Origin of the sequence: Bradyrhizobium nitroreducens (genome assembly GCF_002776695.1) — a bacterium.
GTDB classification, from domain to species: domain Bacteria; phylum Pseudomonadota; class Alphaproteobacteria; order Rhizobiales; family Xanthobacteraceae; genus Bradyrhizobium; species Bradyrhizobium nitroreducens.
Map to the genome: position 1 here is coordinate 1,600,996 of NZ_LFJC01000003.1, position 23,336 is coordinate 1,624,331.

Below are 23,336 nucleotides of genomic sequence, written 5' to 3' on the forward strand. Positions count from 1 at the left end.
GTGGCCGATGAACCAGAGGACCAGACCCGCGATCCAGAGCCGCAGCCCCAGACCCAGGGCTGCCGCAAGCGTGCCATTAACGATCGCAACCGATCGCGGGGCGCCACCCATCAGGATGGGCTCGGTGAGTGCGCGATGAACAGGCACAACAAAGCCTGTGACAGGTTCATTCATCAGATCACCACGCCACCGCCGAAGGAGAAGAACGACAGGAAGAAGCTCGAGGCGGCAAACGCGATCGACAGACCGAACACGATCTGGATCAGCCTGCGGAAACCGCCTGACGAATCCCCGAACGCGAGCGTGAGGCCCGTCACCACGATGATGATGACAGCGATGATCTTGGCGACCGGCCCCTCAACCGACTGCAGAATCTGATTGAGTGGCTGCTCCCACGGCATGTTCGAGCCAGCCGCGCATGCTGGCTGAACTGCCAAATGCACCGTGCCGAAGGCGGCCAACAATGCACCTCGAAGAAAGCGAAATTCCTGACGCATGTCAGTCTCCTGCTGTTGAAAGGCTGTAATCGCCGGCGGCGCCAAGCCCCGAGACGAGGGCGAGTTCAGCGAGGCGACGGTCGGCGCCGCGCCCCGCCAGTACGGCGATAATGTTAATGGTCTCGGCGATCAGGGCCCGCGGAACCGTGATGACGGCTTCCTGGATGAGCTGCTCGAGCCGCCGCAGTGCACCGAGCGCGCTACCAGCGTGAATAGTGCCGATGCCACCGGGATGACCGGTGCCCCACGCCTTGAGTAGATCGAGCGCTTCGGCACCGCGGACCTCTCCGATCGGGATACGATCCGGACGCAGTCGCAGCGAGGAGCGAACAAGATCCGACAGCGTGGCCACGCCATCCTTTGTCCGCAAAGCCACGAGATTTGGCGCTTTGCACTGGAGTTCGCGTGTATCTTCGATCAGCACGACCCGATCGGATGTTTTTGCTACCTCGGCCAAGAGCGCGTTCGTCAATGTTGTCTTGCCGCTCGATGTCCCACCGGCGACGAGGATGTTCTTCCGTTCGGCGACCGCGTTCTTCAGCACCTTGGCCTGCTCCGAGGTCATGATCTCGCTGGCGACGTAGTCGTCGAGCGTAAACACGGCGACGGCGGGCTTGCGGATCGCAAAGGCCGGCGCAGCAACTACCGGAGGCAAGAGACCTTCGAAGCGCTCACCTGTCCCGGGCAGTTCGGCCGAAACCCGTGGCGCGCCGGCATGCACCTCGGCACCTACATGGTGCGCGACCAGGCGAACAATGCGCTCGCCATCGGCAGCCGACAGTGTCTCGCCTGTGTCGATCAGACCATTCGACAACCGGTCGATCCACAGCCGCCCATCCGGGTTAAGCATCACCTCGATGATCGCTTCATCCTCGAGGTAGCCGGCAATCGCCGAGCCAAGCGCGCTGCGCAGCATTCGCGCACCGCGCAAACTCGCTTCCGATTGAATAGAATGGATTGCCACCGTTCGCCCCACGAATGAGGACGCACAAAGAGCGCCCTCAGATGGGGACAATTACAAAAGTCACCAATGGACTTGGCGCAACAAGCGCTTTCGGTGATCGTAGGCTGGCGTAGGAAAAGAAAGACTGAGAACTGATATTTGACGGCTACTTAATCGTATTCGTTCGCCGCGAGTTGCTGCTCACCACTCCGCATCGTCATCCGCAGGCAGGAGGATGACCGAATCCTCATACAACCCAACTGACTCGACAGCGTAGGAAACATCAGCCGGCTTGAAGACGAGGATTGAACTCATCCATGGAACGACGGATCGGCGCCAAGGCAGCGCGAGCCAGACCAACGCCGCGATCTGCAGCGCTACGTTGACGCCGAACGCGACCTGATAGGCCTGGACGGGCTTATGACCATCGTTCGCGGACCATTGCTCCAGGATCAGACCTGTCGCGTATTGTGCCAGAAATGCCCAACCAAAGTGCAAGACGTTCAAGGCACCATTGGCACGACCGGCAAGCTCCGGCGGGAAATAGTCCGCTATCACCGCGAAGCTGGCCACGGTTGCCGTTCCGACGATTGCGATAAGAGACCAGGGCAAGATGGACGGCAGAGGCGCTCGCAGGATCAAGGCTAACTCAGCTGCGATGAACAGAACTGCAACCATCGCTAATATCGTCTCTGCCCCAATTCCTCTTCGCTTGATGTGATGGACGGCCACACCGAACAGCCAGGCACCGCCGCTCAGTACGACGGACATCATGAAAAGCTGTCGGACGAGACTTGTGCGATCAAGCCCCTCTACGTCTGTCAGCCACGGTGATGCCCACAGGCCCTGCAGAGACCAAGCAGATCCAACGCAAGTCGCCGACAACGGGGCCATTCGCCAGAAGCGCCGATCTCCAAAAACAGAGCTTAGGGTCGTGGGGGTTGACGCTATCGATGGGACATTGCCTCGTTCGGGCACCACGACATAGATCAAAATGGCCGTGGCACCGGTAGCGGCCGCCAGTATCTCAAAGAGCTGCCGCCAGCCCATCCAAGCGAGTAGGTGTTCAAGGGGAGCCGTAGCGGTCACCGCTCCGAGCGATCCCAGCATGATCATGTAGCCGTTAAGCAAGGCGACTCGTTCCCTGGGGAACCAAAGGATGATGGACTTCAGCCCTGCCGTCAGCGCCGCCGCGACGCCAAGCCCAACCATTCCACACGCGATCAAGAATGACAGGAAGCTGGTCGATACCGCGAACAGTCCGGCGCCCGCCGCGGCAATCAAGAGCAGAACACTCTGGACGCGACGTGGACCAAAGCGGTCCAGCAAAATGCCGATGGGGATCTGAGCCGCCGCGAAGACAAGGAAATAGACTGACGTAAGCAATCCGAGGTCGGCAGTCCCAAGCCCAGTATCCGAGCTGAGACGACTGGCGATCAAAGCGTTGATCGTTCGAAACAGATACGAAAGATAGTATCCAGCAGCGAAAGGGAGAAAAACGCACGCGATTCGACGCCACGCTGTTGAGATTTGCATGCTGGCCCCTTTTGCTCTCAGCTCGTGCGAGCCGATAGCGCGTCCAGCTTTTTGTCAGATCGGCTGAATTGCTGCAGTCGTAGGCTGGCGTAGAAAAAGAAGGACCGGCGAAAGGGTCTTTCTACATGGTCAATCAGGTTTCTTCGGCCGGTTCCTGACGGCGGATATCTTCTGGGATCTCGCGCAGAAAGCTTTGCCCTTTTTGCAAACGGCGCCCGAGCGCCTCGACAAATCCTTCAAAGCGCTCCCGGCCCTTTGCTTGCGCGGCCGCCTGCGCGTCGTTTGGCAACGGTGGTGTGATCGTCAACCAGAACCGGATGAAGAGGGCCAAGGTCTCCGCCGTCAGACCGACGTCGCGCTCTAACCTCTGCATTTGACGCGACAGCCGATCCAGGCGCCGAGTAAACGCTGCCTCCCGCCTGTCCGCTCCGTCTGGTGACAGAAACGAAGCAACCGCCGCCTCCACGATCGCAGACCGAGATAGTCTCTTGCGATCCGCAAGCTCGGAGATCTGTTTCAGAAGCTCTGGCGGGAAGTAGACGTTCATCCGGTCGCGCATATTGCCTCAGAGCTCCATACCGTCGTTCGGATCCATGGCGACTTGACGGGCGATACCGCGCACCTGTTGGCGTATGAGCCGGGCCTGACGGACCGCCTCGTCGTCATCGTCAAGAACGGCGGCAAATTCTTCTGCCGGGGTCGGTTCGGTTGTCTCCTTGGCGATCGCGACGTGATCGGGGAGTTCAGGCTCACGACGGAGCCCGCTGTTCGCCGTGTCTTCCTCGGCCTCCGTGGCTCTGTCAGTTGAACCTGCCGTCGGCTTCAACTGTCCGAGCGCTGACCATCCGTCCGTTCGCGGCGAGCGGCCGGCGCTCGCCGGATCGGGCGGTGACAAAACCCGCTCGGTGAATCGCCTATCCTCGTAATAGCGGACCTTCTTCGCCCGGATCGGCGCCGTCCCTGCCACCATGACGATCTCGTCTATCGGCGGAAGCTGCATGACCTCCCCCGGCGTCAGCAGCGGCCTTGCCGTCTCCTGGCGCGAGACCATCAGGTGTCCCAGCCACGGGTTAAGCCTGTGCCCGGCGTAGTTCTTCATGGCCCTCATCTCCGTCGCCGTCCCCAGCGCGTCGGACACCCGCTTGGCCGTCCGCTCGTCATTGGTAGCGAAGCTGACGCGGACATGGCAGTTGTCGAGGATCGCGTTGTTCGGCCCGTAGGCCTTCTCGATCTGATTGAGCGACTGCGCGATCAAGAAACTTTTGATGCCATATCCCGCCATGAAGGCGAGCGCGGACTCGAAGAAATCAAGCCGGCCCAACGCCGGGAACTCGTCGAGCATCATCAAGACTCGCTGTCGGCGATCGCTGGCGTGGAGGTCCTCGGTCAGGCGCCGGCCGATCTGGTTCAGCACCAGGCGGATCAGCGGCTTCGTCCGTGAGATATCCGAGGGTGGCACCACGAGATAAAGCGTCGCGGGGCGGCAATCTGCGGTCAGATCGGCGATCCGCCAGTCGCAACGGCAGGTCACCTGAGCCACGACGGGATCGCGATAGAGCCCAAGGAACGACATCGCGGTGGACAGGACGCCGGAACGTTCATTCTCGGACTTGTTGAGCAGTTCTCTCGCGGTTGAAGCGACCACGGGATGCGCGCCCTGCTCGCCAAGGTGCGGTGTGGTCATCATCGCCTTCAAAGTTGTCTCGATCGGCCGCTTCGGGTCGGACAGAAAGGCGGCCACGCCAGCCAAGGTCTTGTCCGCCTCGGCATAGAGGACGTGGAGGATGGCACCGACCAGTAGCGAATGACTGGTCTTCTCCCAATGGTTCCGCTTGTCGAGTGAGCCTTCGGGATCGACCAGGACGTCGGCAACGTTCTGCACATCGCGAACCTCCCATTCCCCGCGCCGGACCTCGAGCAGCGGATTGTAAGCCGAGGATTTCGGGTTGGTCGGGTCGAACAACAGGACGCGGCCATGCCGCGAGCGAAAGCCCGCGGTCAGTTGCCAGTTCTCACCCTTGATGTCGTGCACGATGGCCGAACCCGGCCAGGCCAGCAACGAGGGAACGACCAGACCAACACCCTTACCGGACCGTGTGGGAGCAAAACACAACACGTGCTCCGGTCCATCATGACGGAGGTAGTCGCGGTCGAGCTTGCCGAGCACCACGCCATCCGGACCAAGAAGTCCGGCCGCCCGGACCTCTTCGGCATCGGCCCAGCGCGCCGAGCCATAGGTCTCGACATTCTTGGCTTCACGCGCGCGCCACACCGACATGCCGATCGCCGCCGCGATCGAAACGACAGTCCCTGACGCTGCGATGAAGGCGCCCTCGACAAAGACCTGCGGCGCATAGGCATCGTAGACGAACCACCACCAGAAGAAGATCGGCGGATAATAGATCTTGAAGCCCAACAGTTCGAACCAGGGCCGCCCAAGCTCGGGCTGGTAGGCAAGTCGCCAGGCCGTCCACTCGGTTGCTCCCCAGATGGCCAGCAAGACGATCAGGCCCACAACGATCACCTGCCCCCAGAGTATTTTGGTTCCGGACATTCCGAGCGTCCTTCCGCAACTGAATTGGTGAGATAGCTAGAGGCCGAGGTCGCGCTTCCGGCCAAAGCCCCATTCGATGCCACCGCCGTCCTTCACGACGCCGGCCACGTGCTGGCCGAACTTCTTTTCGAGTTCGCGGGACCAGGGCACGAGCTGGAAGCCGAGCCCACTATCGATCATGGCGAAGCGTCCCGAAGTGAGCGTCAGGCGCTGGCGATACGTGCCCGCCACATGCTCCCCGGAGGCGGCATTCACGCGGGGCAGGCCAGTGTCGGCCGAGATTCTTGCGGCCACTTCGTCCAGTTCGCGTCTGCGCAGCGTGTCCAGAAGATCGCGCTGCAGGATGATGCGTTGGCCCTGCCGCCGCGCAAGACCCTGCTGGATCAGATGCTCGGTACGGGCTTCCATGGCGTCGCGGGTCTCGCGGCCAAATCCACCCATGGCGAGCGGCATCGGATCGCGTTCGACCAGCCTGTAGTCGAGCCAGGTGGCGCCCTTCGCGATGACCTGCTCGGTAAGATCGAGATCGGAACGGGTTGCGAGTACCATGGTTGGCCGCGGATCGCCGGCTTCACCGAAGCGGCGGACTTCGACGATGCCGCCGACCGGCGGTGCATGTTCGAAAGCCTCGAGCCCTCGAAAGCGCACATGGTGCGCCCGTCCGTCTGTTCCGTCGATCAGAGCGTAGGCCTCGCCAGTCAGCTCGTCATGCAGTCCACGGTCGACCAGTCGTCCGATAATCTGGGACGTCGGCTGTCCGCCCTCGATAGCGAAATCGGCAACGCCGCGCGCTTCCCCACGCTCGGTGAAGGCGCGGTGCATGGTCTTGATGATGTCGCCGCGCATCCCGAGATCGCGCAAGCTACGCTCGGCCTCGAGCCCGACCATCCATTCGCCTGGTGCGGCGGGTGCGGCAAGACCCATCTTCTCCAAGTGTTGAAGGCGACCGACCATCAGGCGCCGGATCTCGGGGTCGGACTTGCCGGGATTCTCCGGGCGAAGATCGATCGAGCCAGTTTCATCTGCCGCCAACCGGATCTCCCGGTCGAGTCGCGTCCATCGTTCCGCCGTAACTTCCTTCTCCAGCGAGTTGCGGATTTCGTGCTCCGGCTTCGGACCCAGTTCGATGGCAACCAGCTCCTCTGCGCGTGAGCGCAAGCCCTGGCTGATGTAGTCGCGGGAGATCACGAGATCCGACCCTTCCTCACCTACTCCCCGAACGAGAAGATGGACGTGAGGGTTGTCGGTGTTCCAATGATCGACAGCAACCCAATCGAGCCGCGTGCCGAGATCGGTCTCCATCTGCCTGGCAAGGTCGCGGGTAAAGGCCTTCAGATCGGTAATGTCGCCGGCATCCTCGGGCGAGACGATGAACCTGAAATGGTGGCGATCGTCCTGGCACCGTTCCGCGAAAGCTGCGCTATCGGCGCGGTCGCTGCCGGCATCGAACATCTCGGCCCGCTCACCGCTTCGGGTCACGCCGTCGCGCTTCAGATATGAGAGGTGGGCGGTCAGTGGTGCTGAACGGAAGACTCGCCCCTTATGACGAACCACGCGCGCCTTCACCACAACGCGCCGCGCCGGACTGAACAATCTGGCGCGGCTAAAAGCGAGGCGTCCGCGGCCAAACGTCGAGCGCCCATAGGCCGCCGAACGCCTACCCGACCCTATCCGACCCGTGGTGTGTCCTGCTTTCTTCGCGGCCCGCAGCACCTGGTTGATGAAGCTCTTCGGCTTATGCGCTCGGGTACTGCGGATGCGCCCAGGCCGAATACGCAGGTCGCTGTCGCCCACGCTCACGGCAGGACCTCCCAACTGTCGAAAACGTACACAGTGCCGAAAAAGCCTTTGATTGCATTCGTCAAAACGCAAGGCGCGGCACGCGCCCCGACCGACCGGCACGGTAGAACCCAAGCCATGCCAATGGCTTGCGGTTCGACCGGCGAGCCCCTTTTATCTCGCCGTCCTGCTGTCGTGGCTTTCCACTGCCCTCGCCGTTCCGCCCATTGTTCGCCAGAGCACACCAATGCATGCGAGCTTGCGCGTTCCCTCATCGCAGACCTCCCGCATCTGATCTCAGAACCAACAACCCTGTTGTCTGTGGCGCAATGGCCGAAATGTCGTGGACGGAGAGGGCCGTCGAAGCTCGGTTCGTTGGGCGCCCAGGCTGCAGCCGGGCCGCGGTCGTTGAACTTCCCGACCGCACAACGAAGAGCGCTCCCCCCGATGGCCGCAGACTCGCAACTGCACTGGAATCTGCAATGTCGCTACCGATGATCGGCACAAGCTTCTGCAGATAGATCTGGGTTTCAGCCGGCAATGGACGGCCGGCGAGATATTCTTCGTAGCGAGCAGGTCCAGCGTTGTAGGCCGCAAGGAAGCCCGGTGAACCGTAGCGGTCGCGCAGTTCGCGAAGGTACGCTGTCCCCGCAATAATATTGTCATGGAGATCGTAGGGATCGCTGCCGAGCTCGTACCGCAGACGTAGCTCTGACCACGTCTCTGGCATGATCTGCATCAACCCCATAGCGCCTTTTGGTGACCTAGCACGTACATTGCCGGCGCTTTCGACGTCTATGACTGCACGTATCGAGCGCACCGGGACGCCGAAGCGACGCGCGGCCTGCTCGACGAAATCCGCAGATGGATCGAGAGTTCGATAATTCGCTGAAGGCTCCGCGGATCGGGTCTCGGCAACAGCAGGAAGGTTGCTCACACTCAGGGCAACGAGCAACGATACGACAGTGCGCAAGCTCCCCACGAACGAATGCAAGCCTGCCGCCGTGCTCGCGCCCGTCCAGGGTAAAGCCGCTTCGCGCCAGCCGTTCGGCCGCCCTGGACCGCCGCTGCGCGCGACGGCTTTCCAATCGTTGGTCGGGACGGAGGAATGGCGCAGCACTCGGCCGAACAAAGGAATAGCGGGGCAGAAAGGCAGACTACGCACGATCACTCCTCCCAAGTCCACAAAGGGAGCGCACGGCCGATGACGGCCGACGACGGCAGGAATCCAAAGTATCGGCCGTCCAGCGAATCGTTCGACTGCCAGTTCATGAGAAAGAGTTGGCCGTCGCCGACCACGCGGCAGCCCTGCCATCTCGGAAGGGGTCGACCGCGCCCGTCGCGATCTCGGGCCTCGCCCATCTCGATCGCGTCGACGGAAAGTGTGCGCCCGCTTCTGCAGACGGTCTGCCCGGGAAGCGCTAGCACGCGTTTGAGCATCGGAACCCCCGCTGGCAGATAGCCGTTCAGATCGAGGAAGGTCGCAAGCGGCTCCGGCGGCTGGACGGCAACGAGCTCGGTGACGAACAGGTTGTTCGACGGCCGCAAACGATAGAGCCCGATCGGTATGCTCTCGGACGCATTCCAAATGTAGGACGGCGTAATCTCCAGAACGATTGGCGCGACCAGAGCCGCGGCACCGCCGAGCATTGCGGTCAGCGTCTTGAATCGGCTGGTCATCGCATGACCCTCTGGCGGTGAAGCCACGCCTGGTGGCGCGCTTTCGTATAAGGACGCGGGTTTTCGTTGACTGACAGACGATTATGGACGTGATGCCAATGATCAGGAGCGACGTCAGCGGGATCGATGCCGAGCGCGTCGATGGCGTCGACCATTTGCAGCACTCGTTCGACCTTCGGCCAACCGGAGAGCCGCAGCAAAATCTCTCCGCCGGGCTGCACATACGGCACGGTCGAGCAGCGCTGTCCCGGCGCGACCGCGCGCAAGATGTCAATCCGCGAGATGATCGTGCCGAAGTCGTTGGAGGTCCAACGGACGAAGGCAAAGATGCTGCCTGGCGCGAATGACAAGACGCGCCGGTGACGATCGATCTTTTTCTCCTCAGCGATGCGCCCGAACCGAATACGGTTTTCAATCCGCTTCTCGAGCCACAACACTTCCACTTCGGTGAGGTCGCTCATGCTGCCGCTCCTTGAAGCTGGCACTGGCAGCCGTGAGCTCGGGGTTCGGTGGAGGGCTTGTGCGTCTTGCAAGCAGGACTGGCGGTGCGTCCTTTCCGGTCGCCTCCAACGCGTCTCTCGGCCTGGTTCGTTAGAAGAAATCCGAAGGATTTCTGGTTAGTAAAGTTAGAGGGGCTGGAAAGCGCGGAGAAACAAGCTCTTAAGCTCGATTTCAGTCCCCGATAGCACGAGGATTGGGTCCCCGATAGCACGAGGGTTGCAGTCCTCAATAGCACGAGCTGATTCACAGATTGTCCTCCGAATTTGGAATGAGACCGCGCCGGCGCAGACGTGCCGTTAAGGGATCAACAAGCGTTGGCGCGAAGTTCAGTCGCTCGGCGCCGTTCGGATCACGCGTAAGCACGAGCTGATAGCCAGGCAATGTCTGGCGCTGGACGATCTGACGTACGTCGTACGCAAAGTGCTTGAGCGGCGAGAGGATGCCGGACTTGGCATGGAGGTGAACAAGGTCAAAACTCCAGCCGCCGTCCTGTCGCCCACCGTGCTTGCGCACGAGCCGATAAAGCCAGCGCTCAAGCCCACCCGTCAGATCGAAGTAAGCGCGATCAATCGTCAGCACGAGCGCGTCATCGATCACGCCCGCGTAGAACCAGTCCGGCAGGATCAGCTCGAGCCCAAATGGTCGACCATTTGTATCGGCGGTCTCCTTCCACTCGTTGATCCAGGAGAAGCGATGCCGTCGCCGCTCTGCCGGCTGGCGGATCGACGTCAGCACGGTCGTTGACTGGAGTCTGTCGAGACCAGCCTTCAACCGCTCGTAGTCGCGCGCGCTGGTGCCGCGGCCGACAAACGTCAGAATCTCGTAAGGAGTCGCAGCCATCAGGCGCGATGTCTTCAAGCCGGCGTCACGTGCTTCGACGATCTGGGATGCAGCCCAGATCAGAACGTCTGCATCCCAGATGGTCGCCATGCCGTGTTCCGGCACAGCTTCGACACGAATTGCGATCGCACCCGCACGGAAATCGATCGGCACGATCCGCTTCGTTTTCGCGAGCGAGAAGAACGGATAAGCCATCAGATCCTGCGTGTCGCGGGGCGCGAGATCGCCGGGCAACGCCCTAAAAAGCTCAAGCTGATCGCGCTCGGAATGGTGTTTGCGCCGCATGGTCACTGCTCTCGCGCGGCGATCAGCGACGTTCCTGGCCCGCATACGGGCGCAGCACCGGGTGCTTCTTGGCCGGCAGCACGGTCCCCTTCCCGGGATCGGACGTCGACGTTTTGGCGCCGAGATCAGCCCAGGCCTTCAGGTCATCCAAAGCGTAGACGACCCGCCCGCCGATCTTCCGATAGGTTGGCCCGGTGCCGTACGTCCGATGCTTCTCAAGCGTGCGACCCGAGAGGCCAAGATAACGCGCGGCCTCCGGTGTACGCAGGAATCGCGGGGGTAGACCGGCCATCGGATCGGGCATTTGAGAACTCCAGGATGACAGCGCACCGCGGATGGCGGCGTCGGCGTGTGTGCGGTCATCATGGAGAAGTGCGATGTCGGAGGGGGATGCCGAATATTAGGGGGCCGATTTTCGGCACCCCTGGAGGACGGCGCTACTCGTCCCTGCGCTCAAGCCGCAGAAGTTTGCGATAGCCGCCGCGCACGAACGCGAGACCGCTTTGGACGAGACGGATGGTTCGACTGCGCAAATCGTGCGTTTTCCAGACGCGATCCGACATGCGCTTTTTGCCGAACAGAGCCTCTGCAATGCTGCGATACGTGGCGCCGGCGAAATAAGCGGCGGCCGCGCGAAGGGCCGCGCATAATCGTTCGCGCCGCTGTTTGGGCAAGCGATGAAAGACAGGTCCTGGTGCGCGCCCATTCATCGCGCGCCACAGCCGCGCGGCCGCGTGAGCACGTGCTTCGAAATCGCGGTCAAGGGGCAACCTGGCTGTGTAGTGGGCGCCTGCGGTCAGCGGCTGTTTCGACCAGATGCGATGCTCCACCGAGCCGATGTGCAGCACCGCGTGCCAACCGTCGGTGGCGCGGCACACCTGTCCAACAGTAAAGTCGAGCAGTGGCTGAGACGCTGACTTGTGAGCAACAGCCGGGGCGGTTGTCACCGGGACAACAGACGCTAGGACCTCAGGCGTCCAAAAGATTGCCTGTTCTTTGGAGGACCTTTGCGGGTCATGGGCGAAAGCAGATGCCCCACCTCCTCCTGAATTCCTCGGTCACTTCGCCATCGGGGCTGTTCGCAATCATCGTTTCGTAATCGCGTTGATAGTCCACGTTCATGCGAAGTCCTTCCCAGGCGATGTGAGTGATCTCAGCGTTCTCTAGGCTCTTAAACGAATCTGGCGATCGCCAGTCGAATTCAGGCATTGTTTCCGCCCCATTGCACGCAGCTAACAAGGATTGCGGCGCAATAGTTATGAACGAAGCGGTTGTAGGAAGCCCCTAGTTTGGCACCACGTGGTGCATGAGAATGACCACCGGTTAGCGGGAGAAAATAGTTCTGACTGCAAGTCTCCAGTCAGCGATTTTCTTCTATTTTGAGCCTGCGCCGCGCAAGAGGCGCCCCTGCTCGGTCACCCATTTGGCGCGCGCAAGATGACTCTGATATGCAGTCCGCGCACGTTCCGGCTCTCGCTCCGGATCGATATGTAGGACGATACGAGCCACCTCCCGCCAGTCCGCTCCCTCACCCTCCGCCTGCAGAAGGCGAATGTACGTGACGACATGCTGTTCGTCGTAGGTCGTCATCGCCGATTCATTTGGCGCCGCATCTGCAACGTCGGGGTCCACTGGCGGTCTATTCATGTAGCATACGGCGCTTCATTGAAGCCTGAGCCTATCTTATGGACTAAACTATCGAAATAGATCGGTTATAGCCAGTGGTTTAATGGCCTGCCAAATGGCTGCTTTTGCGCATGAAAGCTCGTGCGCTTGTGGCCTGGAATGTCCGCCGGATTCGCGTCGATCGCGGCATTCCGCAAGAGCAATTGGCATACGATGCCGGAATCGATCGCTCATACATGAGCGGTCTTGAACGGCAATCGGAGAACCCGACGATTGATCTGCTCGACCGATTGGCGGAAACGCTTGGTGTCCAGTTATCGGAGTTCTTCCTTCAGCCGCCTAAGGGAGCGACGACGCCCAAGACATTACCCAAGGGTCGCAAGCCGATCCGACCGAATCGCAAGAAGAAGTAACTGTTCCGGCTCTTCCACCTTGGGAGTGGCTGGATGCCAACTGTCTCACTTTCTAGTTTGTTCCTTTGTTTCGCGAGCCGGGCCGGAGGCCTGGCGAGCGCCGGACGCGGACACGCGTCATCGCCGCCGGTCCGGCTTGCCGGACCGGCGGCGATGCATAGGCTTTAGGGAGGTAGCCGCGCAACCGACCCGATTGCGCGGCTAGCCTCTCAGATCGCGCGTTCCATCAAGCGCTTTGCCTTCCCTTCCAGTTCAAGCCTCGCGTCCTGATGCGCCTTGCCACGCGCCAGCGCCGTAATCCCCTGCACAAAATCAAAGATGCTTTCTGGCTTGCGGTTTTCCTCTCCTAGAACCGTCTCGATGATCTTCGCCGTCTCCGACTTGGAAAACCCGCCCCTGCGGAGGAAGCTTTCGCGGTCCTCGTCGGTGCGGGCAACGATCCGCTCCCGCGCGGCCTTGATGCCCGCAACGAATGGCGCGGGCGATGAATTTGCGAAGCTCGTCAGCGCAGGGGCCGCCTCATGCGCAAAACGTTGTGCCGCGAATTTCGAATGCCGGATCGTGATTTGCTCGAAGTTCTCCACGCCCCACAGATTGCGGTTCATGCAGACGGCGCGAAGGTAGAAACTCGCAATGCCAAGCGTCTTGCTGCCGACCTCGCTGTTCCAGCAGTAAAATCCCCGGAAATACAGATCCGGCGAACCATCCGGCAACCGCCCCGCCTCGATCGGGTTGGTATCGTCGACCAGAAACAGGAACACATCCCGGTCGCTGGCGTAGAGCGTCGTCGTGTCCTTGGTCACGTCTACAAAGGGATTGTGGGTCATGGTTGACCAATCCAGCACGCCCGGCACCTTCCACCGCGTATCGCCGATGCCGTTGCCCGCGATCTTCATTACGGCGGCGACAAGCTCATGGTCCCAGATACGGCCGTAGTCAGGGCCGGTGACGGCACGAAGCTCGACGCGGCCGTTATCGACTTCGAGGGTTTTCACGAGCTCGGCGCGGTGCGAGAGCAAGCCATGTTGCAGGTTGATGCCTGACAGGGCTGCGGGAAGCTGCCGCAGATACGACGTTGGCGCGCCGACCAGCGTGCACAACTGGCCAAAGCTCCAATGGGTCGGCGCCACCAGTTCGTCACGTCCGGGCACCATCAAAGCCAGTCTCTCCGGATTGTTGCTGTTGGCCTCCACCCGGATGGCCCGGCTCTCCACCGTCCGCGCCTGCGCACGCTCGGCCCGGCCGCGCACCGACTCATAGAGGTCCGGCAGATTCAAATAGCGCTCGTCATCGGGCCGTGAAAACCATTCCGACGATACACGGCCAACACGCTGGCCGCGCGATACATCGACGCGAAAGCCGCCGGAAACAGGCTGCTCGTTCTGGGTCAGGGTCATCATCGTCATCGCTAATTCTCCTTTGGGGCTGGGTTAAAGCGCAGCGCTGCGCTGCAACCCTGCCCGTCGGCGAGACCGGGGTAGCAAGAGCAAGGGCGGCCGGAGTGGAGGGGGATCACCCGCCCAAGGGGCGAGCGGTACGCGCGCGTCTGCACGCGCCTGGCGCTCATGTCTTCATGAAAATTCTGCGACGGCGCGGAAGACCGGGGAGACCACTCCGGCCGGCACCGGGACGGTGCTTTACCCTTGCGCGCGCGAGGGCGGAGCCCTTAGCGACCAATATGCGAACAAGTAGGCCGAAGGCCTTCCTCGCCTTCCTTCTATGCCGTTGCGGTCATGAGCGCAGAAAAACCCCGCCTCCGAGGAGGCGGGGCGCTTCGATCCGGTTGGATCAGTCGCCGTTGCGGCGGGACCAGATCAGCGTGAAGCTGTCGTCGCCCTCACCCTTCACCAGCGAGGCGTAGATCGGGGCCGGGAAGCTCGGATCGTCGAGCTTGACCGAGAGATATTCGCGATCCGTCTCCCGCGCGGTCTTCTTCCAGGCGGCGCCGAATTCGGTGGCGCCGGCGAAGATGCGATAGTCGGGCGCCTTGTCGTTGTCCTTCTCGGTCGCGACGAACTTGGCCTTGACGTTGAGCGTGAGCGTCTTGACCGATCCGGTGTAGCCGTTGTCCGCTGCGGTGAAGGTTCCGATGGTAGCCATGGTGGTCTCCGTTCTGCTTTCGGGCCGCGACCATCGCAGCCTCGATGGCGGTCCTTGGCCCGGGGAGCGATCGGCCCGCAGCAGTCAGGCCCGCAGCGCAGCGGAGGACGGCGGTAGACGGCTTTTTTGCCTCGCGAGGAATGCCGCCACTTCGCGGCAGGGGAAAAAAGCCGGCGTAGCCGTTGCGGGAAGGCGATCGAGGCGAAGCCGTCCCTCGGGCCTGATCCGTCCATTCGAGGTTGCGTTGGTGCGCGCCGATCAAACAGACTGATGGAGACCACCATGACTACCATCGGAACCGTCACCGCACAAGGATAGGGATCACCGGTCGCACAAAGACGTGCGCGTGCGCATCAACGAAAGGCGAAGGCGCGACCCAGCTAACGACAGCGAACGATTTCCCATGGCGGCGCGGCCGACCGCGCCGTCGTCGCTCAGAACCCGCGGAGTCCAGCCTGCGATCTCGATGTCAGAGACGACCGATCGGTCCGCCCCGATTTATGCCTCGCTGGTGAAGGGACAGGGCGACGACAGCTTCACGCTGATCTGGTCCCGCCGCAACAGCGACTGGTCCAACTGGACCGACGCGGCGTACCGTCTTTCGGGGCGGGTTGACGGGCGTTGACGACAACGCACCCCACCCCACCGGCTTCAGCCATCTCTTGAGAAATGAGCCCGATCGAGAGTGTGGGTATCATGAGATTGGCCGCGCGCCTTGAGGCGCGCGGCCAAAAATTTCGGCAGTCGCACGATGACTGGCCGGGACCGTGTTGACGGTCCCGGCCATGCCGATCACTCGGCAGCATCGGCATAAGCACTTGCATGCGCTTCCGTAGCATCCGTCGGCGTTTGCTTTACGAGCTCTTGGACGGCTTTCGGTGTCCGCATCAGCGCCGGCAGCCAATCCGTCGCGGCCAGCAGCTGCTCGGCGGCTTCTGCCATGTCCGGCTTCTTCATGTCGGCTATACGGTCGGCCGCTTCGTGACTTACGCCTTCCCGCACGGCCTCCAGGATGCGCGCCTTGGTAATGCGCCCAAGATAAGTCCGCACGGTCGGCCGCCAGTACCCGTTCATATCAAGCGAGACGGCTTCCGCCAAACGGTCTGCTGTCGCCTGCGTTCGCGGTTTCCGCTCCCAAGGCAACTTGACCGCGTTGACCGTCAGCGCGACGCAGTGCGCGAGCAACGCCATACGGCTGTCGTGATCAAGTTCGGACACGAACGTCCAGAGGTGGGTCACGTCACGGGGCATCTGCCTTGCCCAGTTGGCATGACGATCCGCCCATGCCTTGCCAGCTGGGGTATCCTCGATCCCATCCGCATGCGACGCCAGCGCCATGTTGACCGGATGAATACCGACAACGTGCGCCTCCGCCCCGAGATAGAAGATTTGCGCGGCGAGTGCATGGGTGACGGTCACCACGGCGACGTCCGGCTGTTCGCTCAGATTGAGCCGCAGCCCCAAGGTGCGATGGGCGGAGAGGTCACGAACAAGGATATCCGACAAACTACTGTCGTTTTCTTCCTCCTCCGAGGACTGATCCGCCTCCCCGTCCCCCTCCTCGCCTGACCGGCCGTCACTGCTCTCGGCGTCGGCGCTCTCCGAAGCATCGCCCGCCTGCTCGGTTTCGCCTTGGGGCCTCTCATCCTCGGTTCGGATGAACCCACGTTCGACGCGCACGGTGCCATCATGGTTGAGGATGACGAAAGCCCCGCTCCGGGCGATGTAGTCCGGGTCATAGGCCTGTCGCTTGGCCTCCAACCGCTCGATCTCGGTCTCAAGTTCGCCAAACCGCGCGTCCACTTCGTCAGGAAGTTCCTCGGCCGTCTCCTGCTGCTCGGTCAGGCTGTTGAATTCGGCCTGCGCAGCATCGAGGGCGGCCTGATCGTCCGCCGAAAGCTCCACCGGATGCGGATAGGTCCGACGCAAACCATGGGCGTGCGGAAAGTCGAGATGGGCTTGGGTCCATTTCCAACCCTCGGCCTCCCGCAGGGCATCCGCCGCGCGCCCAAGCTTTCCGGTCACCAACAGATCGAGCAGCGCCACGTCCTCGAAATAGCCGCCGCGATCTTCCGTGAATAAATCACGCAGGATCGTACCGCCCGCCTCCGTGTAGGCCTCCGCACCAACAAAGATCGCCCGGCGATCCGTTGCGGCCACATGTGTCTCCGTCAACAAGCGGCGGATGGTACTGGCATCGCGGTTATACGACAATCGCTCGTACACCGCTTCCTGCCGGGCATGATCCTCCGCAATAGCAAAGGCCATCAACTGGTCCAGCGCCAGATCGCCGTCGCGGTAGATTTGTATCAGCTTGGGCGAGACCGCGCCCAACCGCAGGCGCTGCCGCACAACATGCGGTGTCACGCCGAACCGGGCGGCAATTTCTTCCGCGCCTAACCCGCGTTCGTCGGCCAGCTTCTTGAACGCTTCGAATTGGTCCGCGGGATGCATGTTCTCGCGCGTGACGTTCTCGTCGAGGCTGATTTCGTGAGGATCGTTCGCCGTGTCGATGACGCAGCGGATCGGTTCGGTCTTCTTGATCTCCTTGCGCTTAACGCGCAGAAGCTGCGCCAGCCTGCGGCCTTCGCCGATGGTGACGAAATAGAACCCCGTGGCCGCCCCGTCCCCATCCAGTTCCGGTTCGACGACAAGGTTTTGCAGGATGCCTTTCGCAGCGATGCTGGCCGCGTAGGCCTCAATCGACGCCTCGCTGTGCGGCGTCTTGCGGGCGTTCTTGGGGGACTTCTTGAGCTTGTTGAGCGGAATGAAGCTCTCGGTCCCGCTTGCCGTGGCGATTTCAACGTTCTTGGCAGACATGATCAATCTCCTTTAGGGCCTGGGTGCAGAGCGCACCTCGCGCCTGCACCCCTGCCCGTCGGCGAGACCGGGGTAGCAAGGGCAAGGGCGGCCGGGGCGGAGGGGGATCACCCGGCCTGCACAAGCGGATTCCCATGGTGGCAGCTGTCCGGTCTTGACGACCGCGCGGAAGGTCGGGGAGACCGCCCCGGCCGGTCCCGGATCTTCCGGGACTTCACCCTTGCCCGCGCGAGGGCGGAGCCCTTAGCTCCAAACAGAAAGAGGGCGTCTGCGCCGGAGCGAAGCGAAGGCCAGTCGGCAGTCGCGAGACCGGTTAAAAAGGCACCCGAAAGAAGGGCAGTGATAGCGACGCCGGAATGAAATGACGGCGGGACCGAGGGCGAGTGCCTCCGGCGAGCGACACAGTATCGCGCAAGGGATCGAAGCCGAAGGCCGAGACGACCTCGCGGCTCGGTTCACGAGAGCCCGGTGCGGCAGCAGCCGCGTGCGCAAAAACGGAGAAGCAGCGACGACTTAAGCTCAAGGAATCCAGACTTCCTCGTGAACGTTTGTCGACGCGTTATAGATTTGGATCTGAAGCATCGGAAAATGTTTCTTTTGTTCTTCTTCACCTGCTCTAGCACTTTCCCGGGTAGCAAATTCGGCCTTCAGGTCGGCCATCAGCTGGCGAATTGCGGAACAAGGTTCGTCGCCGGCGCTCGCTGAATCGAGCGTGGCGGCTCGAAGCTAACTCGGCGCTACTCCTTGAGTGGTGGACAAGCAGAAGCGTCGCGGGCCCATTGGCCGAGCGTGTTTGCACGAAGTTCTTCCCAGTCCCTGTAGACGTGCTGCAATTCGTCAACCATCAGGCCGAAGCTTCCTTCGTCGGGAGCGCCGAGTTGACGGAAGCGCAGCATCAGCTGAACGGCCTTTTCGAGCCAGAGCATCGCGAGCTGCATGGTCCCGCGCCTCGTACCATCCGGATCGACCATTCTCTTGGGATTAAGCGGCAGGACATCTTGGATGAACAAGGTGTACAACGATCGCATGAAATGCCAATCGGTGTTGTCCTTGGCACGTCCGAACCGAAGCTTCTGACGCGAGTTCGGGTGATACCGGAAGTTGCCGGCGGCGTTCGAGATCAGGTGCGTCCGAACGAACTGTTCGAGGTCTGCGCGCTTCCGAATCCGCGGGATCCGTCTAAAGCGGGGAATGGTGGTCCCGTTGATGTACATGGCGAACGTTTCGTCATCCGTGCAGTTGGCTAACCAGAAGCTCGACTGCGCGATGACCGTCGCGCCTGGGACGTCGAATGCCTTCCAGTCCTGCTTCACGCGGTAATCTGTCTTCTCCATCAACGCCATCGACGCCTCGGGATTTTCGCTGAGCGCCAGCAACTCCTTCGGGAAGGGCATGCCGGCATAGCGTGAAACGATGCCATCAAACGAGACCGAAAGGATCCGAACATTGTTGATCTTCAGGTACATCCCGGCCTGGCTGGTCCGGAAGATCTGATTGTCCATTCCGCCCAGACCGAAGCCCTTCGTGCGGTCGTCGGGATCGACGCTCACAATCGCGACCCGGTCCTTGATCCCGATCCGCTGATCGATTCTGAATTTGGGCGCGAACTCCTCCTTGTGCAGCATGTTGTAGCCAAGCCAGAGTCCAACTCTCACCTTGTCGAGCCAATCGAGCAGCCAATAGCAATGGGACACCGCAAGCGACTTGCCGGCCATCAAGGATTCGATCGCGTTCTTCGCCCGCGCTTCCAGTGTCTTTCCATATCTCTCGTTGCACGGTTTGCAGGCCGGGAAGTGGAACGTCGACGCCGGCCGTACGACGTCAGCGCCCGTTATGGGATCGCTTTCGATCTTGATGACGCGATTCGGATCCCCGGTCGCGCGCAACATCCACATGGGGATGACATGTTCACGTGATCTCGCGGCCTTGCCGACCGGTTGCCCGCAGAAGACGCAATTCGTCCAACCCGGATCGTTCGGGGCGCTTCCCCGCCTGGAGCTTTGGGGCATTAGCGGGGGAAACCCCAGGTCTTTCTCAAATTCGGGAAATGGAAAGCCAAGGCGCTCTCTATCATTTGAAGAGATTTCGGACCCTTAAACCGGTGTTTTTGGCTTTGTATATCAAGAAGTGCCAGCGCCCGACGAGTGCGTTCTTGTCGGGCGGCCGCCGATACGGCGGCGCCAACGTTCCGTCTTGCGCCGCATGGTCAACCGCGTGGTCGATGCGATACTGCCAGTTCTTCGCGACGACGAACAAACGAGTGTAATGATGCTCGATCACGGAGAGGTTGATGCTGGGCCAATCCTTCAAATGCTGATCGTATTTAATCGACTCGGGGTACCTGAACGTTTGACCGGTCGGATCGACCTCTTCGATGTATTTGACCACTTCCTCGAAGAGCGCGGCGTCCTCGGCGGCATGGTCGATGGCACTCAAAAGCTTTTTGGCCTTCTTCCAGTTTCGGAGAAGCGTGTGGCCAGCTTGGTACTGCTGACCCGTGCCCCTTACTCGGCCCAGGTCGGCGATGATGTATTTGATGTAGAGCTCGACAGCGTGTCGGAAGTTGAAGCAAATCGGATAGACCAAGACGTCGATGGTGGCGCCCGGCACTTTCGCATCGATCAGAAGCAATCGGGTGCCTTCGAAATATCCCCAAGAGTAATCGTAGAGATCGTAAGGGCCGCCGTTGTTGCCGATGCATGCGTTGAAGCGTGAAAGGTCATTCTGGAGGCCTCTGAAAAGGTCATTCTGCTTGAAAGCCGCAACCATGGGGCACCCCGGGACCGAAACGCCACCATAGCAACTTTGGCGGATTGTGCTCTACTGTTTGCCGGCTTGGACTCACGGTGGCCGACGTGGGGATTTGCTGCGCCCCGACGGAAGCCCCGCTGCGGGAAGCCGGCGGGTATCATGTTTCGCTGGAATGCGGCCAGCCCTCGACATCGCCCGTGAGAGTCCGCCGCCCGGTGTCTCGCCGCAGGCAGCCGCCACGGCAATGACGGACGTGCTCGCTTCCATGGGTGACACCTGCCCGGAATGCATCGACGGCGTTGGCTAAATTCGCCGGTTGGGAGCCCCATTTCGTGGCGAACGGCGGAAGGCAACCTTATATCGGGACACAGGCGCTCCGTGGTTACACGCCCGCCGCAGTGTCGCGTCCATGGAGCCTTTGTGAAACCGCCAGGCCTGATCCTTCCGAGACCTATCCCCCGACAGTCTTCAAAACTCACCTCGCGCGAGATTGGCGTTTTCGTGCCCCCTGAGGCATTGTTTCCGGGCATCGAAGCAACCGAGGCGACGATGGAAGGGCTGTTGGGCTCGCTCAGTCGGGACGCCGTCTTGGTCACGTGCGCCCGCCTGAACACTGTCGTGAGCGGCACTGGCGATCCCGACACCAAGGTGCGGCAGGAGCGTGCCATCGGCCTGATCTGCAGCAACGAGGACCTGCAACGGATCAATGCTTTCGCCCAGACCCGCCCTCCCGGCGATCTTCCGATAGTCTTCTTTCGGGGCCAGCTCCTCGAATTGATGCGTTGGGCCGTTCGCTGCTGCCCTGCGTCTCCCGATATCAAGGCACTGGACGATCCGGCGGCGCGAAGCCGGTTACTGCAAGCCGCGCTCATCGCGAGCACGTTTTGGAGCAACCGCGTATTTGGTAGCCGGCTATCCGGGACGCTTCCGGTGGACGAAGCCCGCGAGCAGGCGCTTGGCGCGTTCCGCCGTGGGCTAGAAGAGTCGATGATCGCGCCTCACCTCGGCACGACGCTCGGGCGCGGATGGGCGTTGTTCTCGAAGCATTTTCCGCAACACTATCCAACGTTTTCGGCCGACTTCTTCGAGGCGACCGGGCTCACGGTCGAGCAATATTTCACCTGCGTCACCGGACTTGCGCTGTACCTGCCTTTCGATCGCCCGGACGGGGCGGTATTCAACGCGCACACGGTCGCCGACGCGACCGCATACCGGGACATTTTTTCCGCGTACATGGCGTCAGAGTCCCAGACGCCCGAGGAGTTGGCGGTCACGCTCTGGGACGGCTTTACCGAGCGCGAGTACCGCGATCTACGCGAGCGACCGATTTTGGCCCTGGCCGATGGTCGCGCCGTCATCATCGATCCCGTCTTCTTCAGCGAGAAGATATCGGTCGGTACCCTATTCCACTTGCTGAAAGTACGTGGCGGCAAGGCCAACAAGATCTTCGGGGCGTTTGGCATGGCCTTCGAGGATTACGCCAACGGCATCCTGCGCCGCATGTATCCGGACCGACCCGGTCTCGCCTCTCGCCTGCGGTGCAGCTTGACCGCACGCGACCGCGAGGGCCGCGACTTCGAGATCGACGCCGTCCTCAACTACATTCCGGAGAGCCTCGTATTCGAAGAGAAGGCGGCGTGGCTGAAGGACGAGGTGGTGCTCGGCGATGTCGACGTGTGGATCAAGCAGATACGCTCACGCTACGGCATCGTAGCCGCGCCGGCCAACGGGAAGAAGGAGCGACCGAAGGGCGTCGCGCAACTGGCGCAGATCGTGCGCCGTATCCTCGACGGGAATTGTGGGGCGGCGCAGCCGGACTTCGCGGACGTCGCGGTGATCCATCCGGTCCTGCTCGTTCACGACACGCGTCTCAACGCGCCGGCCTACGGGACCTTCCTCGATGCGGAGTTTCGCGGCTTGCTTGGCGACGCGCCGCAAGGCAAGCGCGTGATGCCGCTGGCGATCATGACGATCGCCGACCTCGAAAATCTCGAATCGTCGGTCGTCGAATTCGGCATGCGCCAACTGCTTGCCGACTACGCGGAGGCGCATCCGGATGGGCTCGTCTCACTGCACAACTTCATGGTTTATGATGAGCGCTATGCGGACAAGATAAAGCCCAGCGCGCAACTCATCGCGGATTCCGAACGCTTGATCCGCCTCGCGCAACGCGAATTGTTTCCCGGCTCTCCGGACCTGGAAACCGAGGAGCGCGCATCGGGCGTCTGAGTTTCGGCACGGCCGTCACGCCGATCTGCGTTGCGGCTTAGCGGCCGGCTTCTTCGCCGCCGTCTCCTTTGCCTGCTTCTTGCCGGTGATGGGCATCAGCATTTCTTTCTGGCCGGCCGCCGCCTTGCGCGCCTTCTTGGTTGGTTTCTTTAGCGCCATCGTCTCTGCTACTGTCCCACCGATGCTCTTGCGCAGCGCGTCCATTAAATCGACGACGTTCTCGCCACGAGGTCGCTCTTTCGCAGTAATGGGTTTGCCGGCGCGCTTCCGGTTGATGAGATCGATGAGGGCGGTTTCGTACTGGTCTTCGAACTTATCCGGCTGGAAGTGCCCCGCCTTCTGGTTGACGATGTGCCTGGCGAGATCAAGCATGTCCTTGGTGACTTTGACGTCCTGAATATCGTCGAAATATTCGTCCGCAGAACGCACTTCGTAAGGATAGCGCAGCAGCGTTCCCATCAGGCCTTTGTCCATGGGCTCGAGTGCGATGATGTGCTCGCGGTTGGTGAGCACGACCCGTCCGATGGCGACCTTGTTCATCTCACGGATCGTTTCGCGGACGACGGCGAAGGCGTCGTGGCCGACCTTTCCGTCCGGCACCAGGTAGTAGGGACGGATCAGATACCGCGGGTCGATCTCGCTGCGGTCGACGAACTCGTCGATCTCGATGGTTCGCGTCGATTCCAGCGCGACGTTCTCAAGCTCCTCCTTCGTCACCTCGATGAAGGTGTCGGTGTCGACCTTGTAGCCCTTGACGATGTCCTCGTTGGCGACCTCCTCGC

24 protein-coding genes are annotated in these 23,336 nt (G+C 61.5%); 3 read left to right on the forward strand and 21 right to left on the reverse strand.

Going from position 1 to position 23,336, the window contains the following annotated elements:
* From TSA1_RS08035 to TSA1_RS08105, 15 genes are all read right to left on the reverse strand, one after another.
* Positions 1-174 (reverse strand): VirB3 family type IV secretion system protein (locus TSA1_RS08035; RefSeq protein WP_100181025.1); only part of this gene is annotated, 174 nt, incomplete at its 3' end.
* The gene (locus TSA1_RS08040) at positions 174-497 is read right to left on the reverse strand and encodes a TrbC/VirB2 family type IV secretion system protein (protein WP_100175887.1); all 324 of its coding nucleotides are present in this window, start codon (positions 495-497) and stop codon (positions 174-176) included. The genes TSA1_RS08040 and TSA1_RS08035, both read right to left, overlap by 1 nt.
* A gap of 1 nt (position 498) precedes the next feature.
* Positions 499-1,413, reverse strand: a complete 915-nt coding sequence (trbB, locus tag TSA1_RS08045) for a P-type conjugative transfer ATPase TrbB (RefSeq protein ID WP_174718811.1) — start codon at positions 1,411-1,413, stop codon at positions 499-501.
* Positions 1,414-1,641: 228 nt separating this feature from the next.
* On the reverse strand, positions 1,642-2,976 hold the full coding sequence (locus TSA1_RS08050; RefSeq protein ID WP_100175889.1) for an MFS transporter: 1,335 nt from the start codon (positions 2,974-2,976) through the stop codon (positions 1,642-1,644).
* A gap of 133 nt (positions 2,977-3,109) precedes the next feature.
* Positions 3,110-3,535 (reverse strand): ribbon-helix-helix domain-containing protein, encoded by a 426-nt coding sequence (locus TSA1_RS08055; RefSeq protein WP_100175890.1) that lies wholly within the window; start codon positions 3,533-3,535, stop codon positions 3,110-3,112.
* Positions 3,536-3,541: 6 nt separating this feature from the next.
* On the reverse strand, positions 3,542-5,530 hold the full coding sequence (locus tag TSA1_RS08060) for a conjugal transfer protein TraG (protein WP_100175891.1): 1,989 nt from the start codon (positions 5,528-5,530) through the stop codon (positions 3,542-3,544).
* A 36-nt stretch (positions 5,531-5,566) separates the two neighbouring features.
* Positions 5,567-7,330 (reverse strand): relaxase/mobilization nuclease domain-containing protein, encoded by a 1,764-nt coding sequence (locus tag TSA1_RS08065; protein ID WP_100175892.1) that lies wholly within the window; start codon positions 7,328-7,330, stop codon positions 5,567-5,569.
* Between the two features lie 250 nt (positions 7,331-7,580).
* Positions 7,581-8,480 (reverse strand): lytic transglycosylase domain-containing protein, encoded by a 900-nt coding sequence (locus TSA1_RS08070; protein WP_245448150.1) that lies wholly within the window; start codon positions 8,478-8,480, stop codon positions 7,581-7,583.
* Positions 8,477-8,989, reverse strand: coding sequence for a S26 family signal peptidase (locus TSA1_RS08075; protein ID WP_100175894.1), 513 nt, complete (start codon positions 8,987-8,989; stop codon positions 8,477-8,479). Before TSA1_RS08075 ends, TSA1_RS08070 begins: the two co-directional genes overlap by 4 nt.
* The gene (locus TSA1_RS08080; RefSeq protein WP_100175895.1) at positions 8,986-9,450 is read right to left on the reverse strand and encodes a DUF2840 domain-containing protein; all 465 of its coding nucleotides are present in this window, start codon (positions 9,448-9,450) and stop codon (positions 8,986-8,988) included. The genes TSA1_RS08075 and TSA1_RS08080 overlap by 4 nt, the downstream gene beginning before the upstream one ends.
* Positions 9,451-9,733: 283 nt before the next feature.
* Positions 9,734-10,615 (reverse strand): replication initiator protein A, encoded by an 882-nt coding sequence (locus TSA1_RS08085; RefSeq protein ID WP_100175896.1) that lies wholly within the window; start codon positions 10,613-10,615, stop codon positions 9,734-9,736.
* 22 nt (positions 10,616-10,637) lie between these two features.
* Positions 10,638-10,919, reverse strand: a complete 282-nt coding sequence (locus TSA1_RS08090; RefSeq protein WP_018272755.1) for a helix-turn-helix transcriptional regulator — start codon at positions 10,917-10,919, stop codon at positions 10,638-10,640.
* A gap of 133 nt (positions 10,920-11,052) precedes the next feature.
* Complete coding sequence (locus tag TSA1_RS08095; RefSeq protein WP_245448152.1) at positions 11,053-11,463, reverse strand: DUF2285 domain-containing protein; 411 nt, start codon at positions 11,461-11,463, stop codon at positions 11,053-11,055.
* A 166-nt stretch (positions 11,464-11,629) separates the two neighbouring features.
* Positions 11,630-11,824, reverse strand: a complete 195-nt coding sequence (locus TSA1_RS08100) for a transcriptional regulator domain-containing protein (RefSeq protein ID WP_091890073.1) — start codon at positions 11,822-11,824, stop codon at positions 11,630-11,632.
* Positions 11,825-11,989: 165 nt separating this feature from the next.
* Complete coding sequence (locus tag TSA1_RS08105) at positions 11,990-12,262, reverse strand: DUF2285 domain-containing protein (RefSeq protein WP_100175898.1); 273 nt, start codon at positions 12,260-12,262, stop codon at positions 11,990-11,992.
* A gap of 110 nt (positions 12,263-12,372) precedes the next feature.
* Here TSA1_RS08105 and TSA1_RS08110 point away from each other — a divergent pair, with 110 nt between their 5' ends.
* Positions 12,373-12,654 (forward strand): helix-turn-helix domain-containing protein, encoded by a 282-nt coding sequence (locus tag TSA1_RS08110; protein ID WP_100175899.1) that lies wholly within the window; start codon positions 12,373-12,375, stop codon positions 12,652-12,654.
* Between the two features lie 209 nt (positions 12,655-12,863).
* On the opposite strand, the gene TSA1_RS08115 is transcribed toward TSA1_RS08110, so the two are convergent.
* Positions 12,864-14,054 (reverse strand): DUF932 domain-containing protein, encoded by a 1,191-nt coding sequence (locus TSA1_RS08115; RefSeq protein WP_174719288.1) that lies wholly within the window; start codon positions 14,052-14,054, stop codon positions 12,864-12,866.
* A gap of 388 nt (positions 14,055-14,442) precedes the next feature.
* On the reverse strand, positions 14,443-14,754 hold the full coding sequence (locus TSA1_RS08120) for a DUF736 domain-containing protein (RefSeq protein WP_100175901.1): 312 nt from the start codon (positions 14,752-14,754) through the stop codon (positions 14,443-14,445).
* Between the two features lie 346 nt (positions 14,755-15,100).
* Between TSA1_RS08120 and TSA1_RS39585 the strand changes: the two genes are divergently transcribed.
* Complete coding sequence (locus tag TSA1_RS39585; RefSeq protein ID WP_174718667.1) at positions 15,101-15,379, forward strand: hypothetical protein; 279 nt, start codon at positions 15,101-15,103, stop codon at positions 15,377-15,379.
* A gap of 167 nt (positions 15,380-15,546) precedes the next feature.
* On the opposite strand, the gene TSA1_RS08130 is transcribed toward TSA1_RS39585, so the two are convergent.
* The 3 genes from TSA1_RS08130 to TSA1_RS08140 form a co-directional block, all read right to left on the reverse strand.
* Positions 15,547-17,574, reverse strand: a complete 2,028-nt coding sequence (locus tag TSA1_RS08130; RefSeq protein WP_100175903.1) for a ParB/RepB/Spo0J family partition protein — start codon at positions 17,572-17,574, stop codon at positions 15,547-15,549.
* A 737-nt stretch (positions 17,575-18,311) separates the two neighbouring features.
* Positions 18,312-19,469 (reverse strand): hypothetical protein, encoded by a 1,158-nt coding sequence (locus TSA1_RS08135; protein ID WP_100175904.1) that lies wholly within the window; start codon positions 19,467-19,469, stop codon positions 18,312-18,314.
* 175 nt (positions 19,470-19,644) lie between these two features.
* Positions 19,645-20,343, reverse strand: a complete 699-nt coding sequence (locus tag TSA1_RS08140; RefSeq protein ID WP_100175905.1) for a HEPN domain-containing protein — start codon at positions 20,341-20,343, stop codon at positions 19,645-19,647.
* A gap of 402 nt (positions 20,344-20,745) precedes the next feature.
* Here TSA1_RS08140 and TSA1_RS08145 point away from each other — a divergent pair, with 402 nt between their 5' ends.
* Positions 20,746-22,554 (forward strand): hypothetical protein, encoded by a 1,809-nt coding sequence (locus TSA1_RS08145; protein ID WP_145984281.1) that lies wholly within the window; start codon positions 20,746-20,748, stop codon positions 22,552-22,554.
* A 15-nt stretch (positions 22,555-22,569) separates the two neighbouring features.
* Here the strand turns inward: TSA1_RS08145 and ku are convergent.
* Positions 22,570-23,336: non-homologous end joining protein Ku (ku, locus tag TSA1_RS08150; protein ID WP_100181026.1), on the reverse strand; the 767-nt coding region annotated here is incomplete at its 5' end.